The organism is Agrobacterium sp. (assembly GCF_032092815.1).
Lineage (GTDB): Bacteria > Pseudomonadota > Alphaproteobacteria > Rhizobiales > Rhizobiaceae > Agrobacterium.
Genome location: NZ_DAMDBP010000017.1, coordinates 100767 through 110631 on the forward strand (window position 1 = coordinate 100767; position 9865 = coordinate 110631).

Consider the following 9865-nt stretch of genomic DNA (forward strand, 5'->3'; position numbering starts at 1 on the left):
ACTTGACGAAAATACTCTTGTATTTCGTGAAAGCGATCAGGAATTTTCCTGCTGGGCCCGTCGCCAGTCGCTTGCGGTCATGCCGTAGCGCTTGCGGAAAGCGTTGGAGAGATGGCTGGCATCGGAAAAACCACACTCACCCGCAATGTCGGTAAAACTGCGGTTGGTGTGGTGGATCAGGCGTTCTGCGGCCTCCATGCGCAAGGCGCGTACACGCTCAAACACCGTCATTCCGGTAATGGTGCGGAAGATCTGATTGACGGTGACGTGGCTGAGGCCCGCTCTGCGTTCCACCTCCGCCATGGTGATGGTGTCGGAGAGATGCTCTGCTAGAAAGGCGGTGACACGTTCGACGAGCAGCACATGATCATGCGACGTGCCGTTCGAGGCCGGTGTTGCAACAATTTCTTCCAGCGCATGGCCCAGGAGTGCCAGGCACTGACCTTCCTTGCGCAGCATCGCCGCCGGGTCGGTGCGACCGTCGAGCAGGGTTTCCAATGCGCTGTTGCCGGGCACGGGCAGGCGCAGGCGTCGAAACGGTTCCGTCTCCGGCAAGGCGCGCTCGAGCAAGGCGAAAAGTTCGGGTGCAAGCCGCGAGACACTCAGCGCAATGACGAGATTGGAGCATCCGTCACCCTTCTTGACGATCCTCTTGAGCTGTTTGCCGCCGGAGCGAATGATCCAGCCCTGACCGTCAGTGATATCATGCGCTTGGCCACGTGGGTCGACCAGCCGCATGCGGCCGGACAGGTTGAATGCCAGGATCAGCTGGTCTTCAGGCCGGCGTATGTTGTCGTCATGTTTGATATCAGGCGAAAAGTGGCTGTGTGCCAGAACAAGCCCGGAATTGATGCGCAGCACATCGACCTGGGTGTGTTGTGACAGGCCCGGCAATGTCACGGATGTCGTGTTGCCAGCCTCGAAGGGTACGAAGCGATGTGGCTCTATCAAGGTCATGATGCTGCTAGCCCGTTGCAAGCCATGCCATACATCCTCTCCTTGCCGACTTCAAACTGGTAAAGCGGGATGGGGGGAATTACCTCTGGAATGGTCATGGTCTGCGCCAGCAATATGGGGCCAGACGTCTCGCGCCCGTTGTCTGCGGCCCGGGCGAAAGGCGCGCAGTGAGCACGACAAGTCATTGTAAAAAATGAAGCATGCACTGCCAAACATTCCCCCGTGGTGGGGACATTTGTTGATGTCGGGAATGCCTCTACCCTGCGATCCCAAAATCATGCATTCAATTTCGATGAACAGGATTTACTTTTATAATCATTTAATGCAGTTTATGTGAAGCTCGGAGGAGCAAGCTAGTCAGTGGAGGATGACGACATGCGAAAGCTGCTTAAAATTTTTCTTGCTGCGACAATGGCCGTGACGGCCGCAGGCGTCGTGGTCAACCAGGCACAGGCCCAGAGCCTTGAGCTCAATATCATGGCGCCAGCCGGTGCCGGCGGTGGCTGGGACTCTGCCGCACGCTCGCTTCAAGAAGTCATGATGGCGACTGGCGCTGCCAAAAGCGTTCAGGTTGTGAATGTGCCCGGTGCAGGTGGTACTGTCGGCCTTGCGCAGTTCATTGGCTCTGCCAAAGGCAGCCCGAACCAGCTGTTTGTTGCCGGTATTACTCTGGTTGGGGCAAGTATCTCCAACAATTCACCCGTCGATCTTACAAAGGTCACGCCCATCGCCCGCCTGACTGGCGATCCTCTTGTTGTCGTCGTTCCGAAAGATTCCCCCATCAAGACGATGGCCGATCTTCAGGCCCAGATTAAAAGCGATGTCGCAAAAACGATTTGGGTTGGCGGCTCTGCTGGCGGAGCAGACCACATTCTTGCAGCCTTGGTGACAAAGGAATCCGGCGCTGACCCGTCGAAGGTGAATTATGTTGCCTATTCTGGCGGTGGTGAGTCTCTCGCCGCAATGCTGGGCGGCCAGGCGACTGCAGGCGTCTCCGGCTACGGCGAATGGCAGGGTCAGATTGAATCGGGCGATCTACGCGCCCTTGCGATCTCGTACCCCGAGCCCATCGATGGCATCGAAGCCAAGCCGCTGAAAGCACAAGGGCTTGATATCGAGTTGGTGAACTGGCGCGGTATCTTTGCTGGTCCCGATGTGGAGGCTGCAGACCTTGATGCACTGAAGGCGGCAGTCGAGAAGACCGTCAAATCAGAGCAGTGGCAAGCGGTGCTCAAGGCACGCGGTTGGGCTGATTATTATGCGCCGTCTGATGAATTCCAGACCTTCATCGGTTCGGAAACAACACGCGTCCACGACGTTCTGAAGTCCATCGGACTGGCAAACTGATCCTGTCAGGGGCGGAAAGCGGCGTGTCGTCGCTTTCCACACATGAGGAAATCATGACATCCAAAACACCATCTATTGCTAACCGCCCTGCGGCGGTCGTGGCGATCATCCTGCTTGTGATCGCCTTCATCACCTATTGGGATGCCTCGCAAATGAAGGTGCGGGCCACCTACGGTATCGGAGCCAACGCGGCCTCGCATTTTGTGGCCTTGCTGTTTCTGGTTCTTGCCATTGGCCATTTGTTCAGCGCCTTCCGCCCGTCGGATATCGAACAGGAAGCTGTCGATTGGAAGGCCGTTGGCTGGATTGGTCTGGCGCTTGCCGGACTGGTTGGTTCAGTATGGCTCGGTGCTGGTTTCATTCTGGGTTCGACACTGTTGTTTGCGCTCACCGCCAGAGGTTTCGGACGCAAGGCGTTGCTGAAAGACCTCTGTCTTGGGGCCGTCATCGGCGTTCTGATTTTCCTGATGTTCAACAAACTTCTGGCGCTGACGCTCCCGCAGGGTCCGCTTGAGCGACTGTTGTGAGGTGCCGGACATGGATTCTCTTTTCTTGCTCATTCAAGGTTTTGCCACCGCAATCGAGCCCGCCAACCTCATTTACGCGGCGGTCGGGGTCATCATAGGCACCGCCGTTGGTGTGCTTCCGGGCATCGGGCCGGCTTTGACCGTAGCCTTGCTTTTGCCCGTTACGTTCAAGTTGGATCCCGGTGGCTCCATCATCATGTTCGCGGGGATTTATTACGGCGGAATGTATGGTGGATCGACAACGGCGATCTTGCTGAATACCCCTGGAGAAAGCGCCTCGGTGGTCACGGCGCTGGAAGGCAATCAGATGGCCCGATCTGGCCGGGGTGGTCCGGCGCTGGCGACGGCAGCAATCGGGTCTTTCGTCGCGGCGCTGATTGCGACCGTTGGCTTGGCGTTTCTCGCTCCCATCCTGGTCAAGGTCGCGGTCAAGTTTGGCCCATGGGATTATTTCGGCCTAATGCTGATCGCGTTTGTCACCGTGTCCGCCACCTTCGGTTCGTCGCCTCTGCGTGGCCTCACCAGCCTGGCGTTTGGTCTATGGTTGGGACTGATGGGTATTGATCAGTTGACCGGTCAGGCACGCTTGACCTTTGGTGTGCCGGAGCTTCTTGACGGCGTTGAGGTCACAACATTGGCTGTTGGCCTGTTCGCAATTGGTGAGGCACTGCTCGTTGCCTCAAGACATCTGTTCAAGCCGGAAAAGCCCATACCTGTCAAAGGTTCGATCTGGATGACGAAAGAAGACTGGAGCCGTTCGTGGAAGCCCTGGCTGCGCGGGACCGTGCTCGGTTTTCCGATCGGTGCCCTTCCTGCGGGCGGCGCGGAAATTCCGACGTTCCTCAGCTATAATGTGGAGCGCAGGCTCTCCAAAAAACCGGAAGAGTTTGGCCATGGCGCTATTGAAGGCGTGGCTGGTCCGGAGGCTGCCAACAATGCATCGGCTGCGGGCACGCTTGTTCCACTGTTGACGTTGGGTCTTCCGACGTCCGCCACGGCAGCCGTCATGTTGGCCGGTTTCCAGCAATACAACATTCAACCGGGCCCGTTGCTGTTCACCCAGCATGCTGACCTTGTCTGGGGTCTGGTGGCCAGCCTGTTCATTGCCAATGTCATGCTTCTGGTGTTGAACCTGCCCCTGGTCGGCCTGTGGGTAAGATTGCTGGCGATCCCTCTTCCATGGCTTTACGCGGGCATTCTGGTGTTTGCATCGATGGGAACGATTGCGGCAAATCCATCGGTCGTCGAGCTGCTGCTTTTGACTGGATTCGGTGTTGTCGGTTTCCTCATGAGAAAGTTCGACTATCCGATTGCGCCAGCGGTTGTTGGGCTGATCCTTGGGCCGCTTGCCGACAGTGCGCTTCGCCGTTCGATGCAGATGAGCCTTGGTGATCCCATGATCCTGCTCCAGCATCCCAGCTCTGCCATCATGATCGGCATTGCTGTTGTCGCTCTGGTTGCTCCTTTCATCTTCCGCGGATTGTCGAAGTTCCAGCAGGATGAGGATTGACAGTTGTCGGCAGCCTTGCGGGCTGCCGACTGTTGCAACAGTCGTGACGATGGTAATACAACGGAGATCATCAACGAGCAGGTTCCATGCCGCGCAAAAGCCTTACACCGCAGATTACCGGAAGCATCGTCGACTACGTGAAAGCGAACGGATTGGAGAAGGGGGATCATCTGCCACTGCAGATGTTTGCAGACGCTTTCCGGGTTTCTCGAGCGCCGATTATGAGTGCGTTGAAACTGCTCGAGAAGCAGGGTGTAGTAAAGGCAGAGTCCAATCGCGGTTATTTTCTTTGCGTTGCGCCTCAGGATTTAAACGCTGCAGAGCCAGACGACAGCGCTAACGACGACGGTGATGATCCTATCTATTTCCGGATTGCGGAAGATCGCGTTTCCGGCAAACTGGAAGATCGCGTCAGCGAGAATGAGCTGATGCGGTTTTATGATCTGCCGCGAACGCGGTTGCTGAGGGTTCTGCATCGCATTTCCGAAGAAGGGTGGATGGAGCGCCTTCCGGGAAATGGCTGGGCATTCACGCCCGCACTGACATCCAAAAAAAGCTATGAAGATGGCTATGCATTCCGCGCAATAATCGAACAGCAAGCGATGTTGCTTCCGACATTCAAGCTCAACGCCGAAGGGGCCAAACGGGCCCGCGAGGTCCAGACAAGATTGCGCGACGGTGGCTTCGAGACGTGGTCTCGCGCGGAAATTTTTCGAGCCAATAACGAGTTTCACGAAATGCTCGTTGCCTGCTCGCAGAACGAGTTCTTTTTGGAATCGTTGAAGCGCATCAATCGTCTGCGCCGTCTGATCGAATATCACATCACCATTGACCGTAGCCGTTTGCCAAAGCAAACGGTCGAGCACCTGCAAATTCTGGATTTGCTGGAAGATGGCCGCCGTAACGAGGCCGCCGCGTTTCTCTATACCCACATCATGGGCGCAGGTCGCATCAAGAGCCCCAAAATCTGATCTTTGGTCGCAGCGCTTGGGTTCGATGTTCAACAAAACCGGTTGTTGAATGTCACATGCAATGTGAACATTTTATTCAGGCAAATTGAAATTGCATTTTATGATCACAATATGTAGATAGGGGATATGTTGCAAAAAGCTTCGTTCGAGATGGGACCTTGAGGTGAATCGCATGCCGGCCAACACAGAAATCAACGGCGCCAGTTACGCCATTATCGACCTTGTGAGCGAGGCTGGCGAGCATCTGGCAAAGATGCCTTACATCCATCGTATCCTGCTTGAGAACGTGCTCAGGACAGCAGGGGATGATGCTGCTCGTGCGAAAACCGCGATGATTGAGTGGCTGGCAACAGGCCAGAGCGACATAGAAATTCCATTCCTGCCAAACCGTGTGCTGATGCACGATACGACCTGTGGGCCGGCATTGGTCGATATCGCCGGGATGCGGTCGGCCCTGGCGGAAGCGGGGGGGGATCCAGCCCTTTTGAACCCTGTTGTTCCTGTTGACGTCTCGACCGATCATTCGGTCGCGGTTGATGCGTTTGGAACGTCCGCGTCTCTGGATCGCAACATGACCCGTGAATATGAGCGCAATAGCGAGCGCTACAGCTTCATGAAATGGGCGACAAACACGCTCCGTGATTTTCGGGTGCATCCTCCCGGTACAGGCATCATGCATACCCTGAACCTCGAACGCCTCGCCACGGTTGCCACCGTATTGAACCGGGACGGTAAACGCTGGGCGGTTCCCGATACGCTGATTGGAACAGACAGTCACACACCCATGATCAACGGCATCGGTGTTCTGGCCTGGGGCGTTGGTGGCCTTGAAGCGGAAAGCGTGTTTTTTGGAATGCCTGTTGCGCTTAGGGTTCCCGAGGTGGTCGGTGTACGTTTGACGGGGAAGATGAGGGATGGTGTCCTGGCAACGGACCTTGCATTGGTCGTTACCCATATGCTCCGCCAGATTGATCTTCAGGACAAGTTCGTCGAGTTCTTTGGTCCAGGCGTTTCAAACCTGACGGCAGGAGACCGGGCCGTCGTGGCAAATATGACGCCTGAATTCGGAGCCAATAGCGGCTATTTCCCGATCGACAGGCAATCCATTGATTACCTGGTCAAGACTGGGCGTAATCCTGACCACGCATCTTTCGTGGAGGCCTATGCGAAACGTGTCGGCATCTGGTTCGATCCTGATGCCAATCCGCGCTATACGACCGTCCATGAACTTGATCTTGCCACGGTGGAACCGAGCCTGGCTGGTCCACGGCGACCGCAAGACCGAATAGCCATCAACACGACGCGCAGTGTGATGGCCGGCATGAAAAAAAGCGGCGGTGCGGGACAGGTTGATGGGCAGCCCAATGATGGCGCGGTGGCCATTGCCGCCATAACCAGTTGCACCAACACCTCCGATCCGCGCCTTCTGATCGCGGCAGGCCTTCTGGCCAAAAAAGCCAATGCCTACGGGCTGCGGCCGCCACATTGGGTCAAGACCTCCACAGCACCAGGCTCCCCGACCGCAGAGCGGGTTTTGGTCCGTGCGGGCCTAATGGCCGATCTCGAGGCCGTGGGGTTCGGGATCGTAGGATACGGCTGTACCACCTGCATAGGCAACTCTGGCCCACTCACCGAGCCTGTCGCCCATGCGATGGCTGATCGTGGGATCGTGCCCGTCGCAGTTCTTTCGGGAAATCGTAATTTTCCGGGGCGCGTTCATCCGCAGCTTGAGGCAGGTTTTCTCGCATCGCCGCCCATGGTTGTCGCCTTTGCGTTGGCGGGAACGGTGGAGCTTGACATCATGGTTGACCCTATCGGGATATCCAAGGACGGCGAAGCCGTAACCCTCTCAATGATCTGGCCCAGCACGCAAGACATTGACGATGCGCTTTCCGCTGCCGCCAGCGTTGAGGATTTTGCACCCGCATATGATGCGGCCGAGGCGAGCAAAGCCTGGAAGCAATTACCGGCGCCGAGTACGACGCTGTTTCCCTGGGACGAAAAATCGACCTATATCCGCCGACCACCATTTGCGGGTTTTGGTACCGGCACGAGACTGGGCAATTACGAGGCGACACCGATCCTCGTCATCGGTGACGATATTACCACCGACCACATATCTCCTGCCGGGGCCATCCCGGCGAAAGGGCAGGCCGGACGGCATCTGATTGAGCGTGGCGAAAATCCGCTTGACCTCAATGTCTTCTCTTCAAGACGCGGCAACTGGGAGGTGATGATCCGTGGATTGTTCACCAACAAGACGGTTCGCAACCTGCTGGCGTCCGATATCCCGCCCGGTTCAACGGTGCATGCCGGAACCGGAGATGTGCTTTCACTATGGGATGCAGCCCAGCGTTACGAGGCTGAAGGACGGTCGGCGGTGATCATCGCTGGCGAGCGATACGGGATGGGTTCATCCCGTGACTGGGCTGCCAAAGGCGTTGCCTTGCTTGGAGTTCGCGCCGTTCTGGCTTCGAGCTTTGAGCGTATTCATCGCTGGAACCTGATCGGTATGGGCGTGCTGCCGTTGCGTCTGCCAAAAATCGCAGTTCAGGAGTTAGATATCACCGCCAACGATATTGTCGTCATCAATGCGGACCTGTCGTTGATTTCGCCACGCTGTCCAGTCGAGGTTGTGATCAAGCGAGCAAATGGCGAAACGCGGTCAATCCAGGTGACGGCTGCGATTGAGACCGGTGCTGAAGTAAAGATCTTGCGTGCGGGGGGCGTGTTGCCGCTTATTCTTAACGGATTGGTGGCCAACAGTCAGAGTGGACAGACCGCGTGAGTTGCGCGGACCAGCGTTGGGGGAGAGGGCCTTAATCAAGGGTGGCATCAGGTGAAATTGCGATCTTTGCCGAGAAACAGGGGGAAACGCCTCACTGTGGCTCGAGAACCTGCCCTCCTTGTCGCCACTGGGTCGCGGACAGGTCAATGCCACGTATTGGTCCGTGAACCAAGCGCGCCAATGGAGGCCTGTTGGGAAGTTCTTTGGACGGCTGCCGGACCGCTTATATCAACGACACCGGCACTGTCCGCTCGAGCACGACCAAAGATTGCCCCTTGTAATCTCGCCTGTCGAAGGCGTTGTAGCCCAGACGACCGGCCATTTTGAGAGAGGCTGTGTTGACGGGGTCGATAAGACAGACGGTTCGGTTCTGACGCAAATTGTCGGTGTACCATTGGTGCGCAGCCCCGGCAGCCTCCAGCGCAAATCCACGCCCATGCACGCGGGAAATGAACGTCCAGCTGGCTTCACCATATCCATCAAAGGCATTGCCAAGGCCTCTATGGAAATCTGCGATGCCGGTTTCACCGATATATTCGCCTGTGTTTTTTTCGATGACAGCGAAGATGCCGTAATTCAGCATTGACCAGTGGCCTGCATAGCGCAGGATTCGATGCCAGGCATCATCGGCAGAGAAGGGACGCCCGCCCAAAAACTTGAAGACGAGCGGATCGGCGCACATTGCCAGATAAGACTGATATTCCGCCAATACATATGGCCGCAGCAAAAGCCTTTCGGTCTCAATCATATCTCACTCGTTCTGGAAGAGCTTATCGAGATATTTCTATCAAGCTCACAACAATTTGCAACGGAAGATTGTATGTCCTGCACGCTTGAAGGGCAAAGTCTGGCTGGACGGTGGTGGGTTGAAGGGATGTCTTGAACTCGGCCCTGATGACCCAGTAGCAATGTTATCGCCAGGAACGCGGTTGGACATGCAGCCCTGGCGCAAAGGCGGCGCGATGAAACGCGGCATCAGTGTAGGGATATGCACGGGCTTTTGCTGTAACCCGTTGAAAATGAATAAGTGTTCCACTTTTTTTCTATAAATATACAAAGAAAGAAGAAATATAAGCGTCTCTACGGCGTTATTGATATGATTTGTGCGATGTTTGTACCCCGCATCCTGCATCACTTAAACACTATCAATGGCTTGCGGGAAATTTGCAGCCATTTGGGTGCCAGCGTGGCAACTCGAGGCTCATCCATGCACCGCGGTGATCAAAGCGGAGCGTTCAAATTCGTCTGCCGCCACGGGTTTGCCAAAAAAGAAACCTTGAAATGCGTCGCAACCGCATTGCTGCATGAATTTGAACTGTTCGGTCGTCTCAATCCCTTCGGCAAGCACGCTGAGGTTCAAAGCACGTCCCAATCGCACGATGTTGCGCGCAAGTTCGGCATCCTTGTCGTCTCTGAGCACGCCTGCCACGAAACTTCGATCGATCTTCAGCTCAGAAAGTGGCAGTCGCCTTAGATATGACAGTGATGAATAGCCTGTTCCAAAGTCATCAAGCGAAATATCGAAACCAGCGCCTTTAAGCGTTTCCATCTTGGAAATCACGTTTTCAACATTTGTCAGCAAAACGCTTTCGGTCAATTCCAGCTTGAGTTTTCTCTCGTCGACATTGAATTTCCTGCAGCATTCAGAAATTATTCGCTCGAAATCCGGCGTCAAAAACTGGTCCGCTGACACGTTGATTGACAGGGTCAATCCACTGATGGGTTGGATGCCCCTCCCACCGGCATCGCAGTGTGCCATGATGGT

The 9865-nt window shown here is 55.8% G+C and carries 8 protein-coding genes; 5 read left to right on the forward strand and 3 right to left on the reverse strand.

What is annotated here, in order from left to right; genetic code table 11:
- Window positions 1-36: 36 nt before the first annotated feature.
- Window positions 37-957, reverse strand: a complete 921-nt coding sequence (locus RT613_RS12690; protein ID WP_313615838.1) for an AraC family transcriptional regulator — start codon at window positions 955-957, stop codon at window positions 37-39.
- 375 nt (window positions 958-1332) lie between these two features.
- Here RT613_RS12690 and RT613_RS12695 point away from each other — a divergent pair, with 375 nt between their 5' ends.
- The 5 genes from RT613_RS12695 (at window position 1333) to acnA (ending at window position 8100) form a co-directional block, all read left to right on the forward strand.
- Window positions 1333-2304 carry a Bug family tripartite tricarboxylate transporter substrate binding protein gene (locus RT613_RS12695; protein WP_409558817.1) on the forward strand — a complete coding sequence of 324 codons (972 nt, stop codon included), beginning with the start codon at window positions 1333-1335 and terminating at the stop codon, window positions 2302-2304.
- 53 nt (window positions 2305-2357) lie between these two features.
- On the forward strand, window positions 2358-2831 hold the full coding sequence (locus RT613_RS12700; protein WP_313615839.1) for a tripartite tricarboxylate transporter TctB family protein: 474 nt from the start codon (window positions 2358-2360) through the stop codon (window positions 2829-2831).
- 10 nt (window positions 2832-2841) lie between these two features.
- The gene (locus RT613_RS12705) at window positions 2842-4341 is read left to right on the forward strand and encodes a tripartite tricarboxylate transporter permease (RefSeq protein WP_313615841.1); all 1500 of its coding nucleotides are present in this window, start codon (window positions 2842-2844) and stop codon (window positions 4339-4341) included.
- Window positions 4342-4427: 86 nt separating this feature from the next.
- Window positions 4428-5312 (forward strand): GntR family transcriptional regulator, encoded by an 885-nt coding sequence (locus RT613_RS12710; protein ID WP_313615842.1) that lies wholly within the window; start codon window positions 4428-4430, stop codon window positions 5310-5312.
- Window positions 5313-5484: 172 nt separating this feature from the next.
- Complete coding sequence (gene acnA, locus RT613_RS12715; protein WP_313615844.1) at window positions 5485-8100, forward strand: aconitate hydratase AcnA; 2616 nt, start codon at window positions 5485-5487, stop codon at window positions 8098-8100.
- A 223-nt stretch (window positions 8101-8323) separates the two neighbouring features.
- Here acnA and RT613_RS12720 read toward each other — a convergent pair whose 3' ends face one another.
- Window positions 8324-8848 (reverse strand): GNAT family N-acetyltransferase, encoded by a 525-nt coding sequence (locus RT613_RS12720; RefSeq protein ID WP_313615846.1) that lies wholly within the window; start codon window positions 8846-8848, stop codon window positions 8324-8326.
- Between the two features lie 453 nt (window positions 8849-9301).
- Window positions 9302-9865: EAL domain-containing protein (locus RT613_RS12725; protein WP_313615847.1), on the reverse strand; the 564-nt coding region annotated here is incomplete at its 5' end.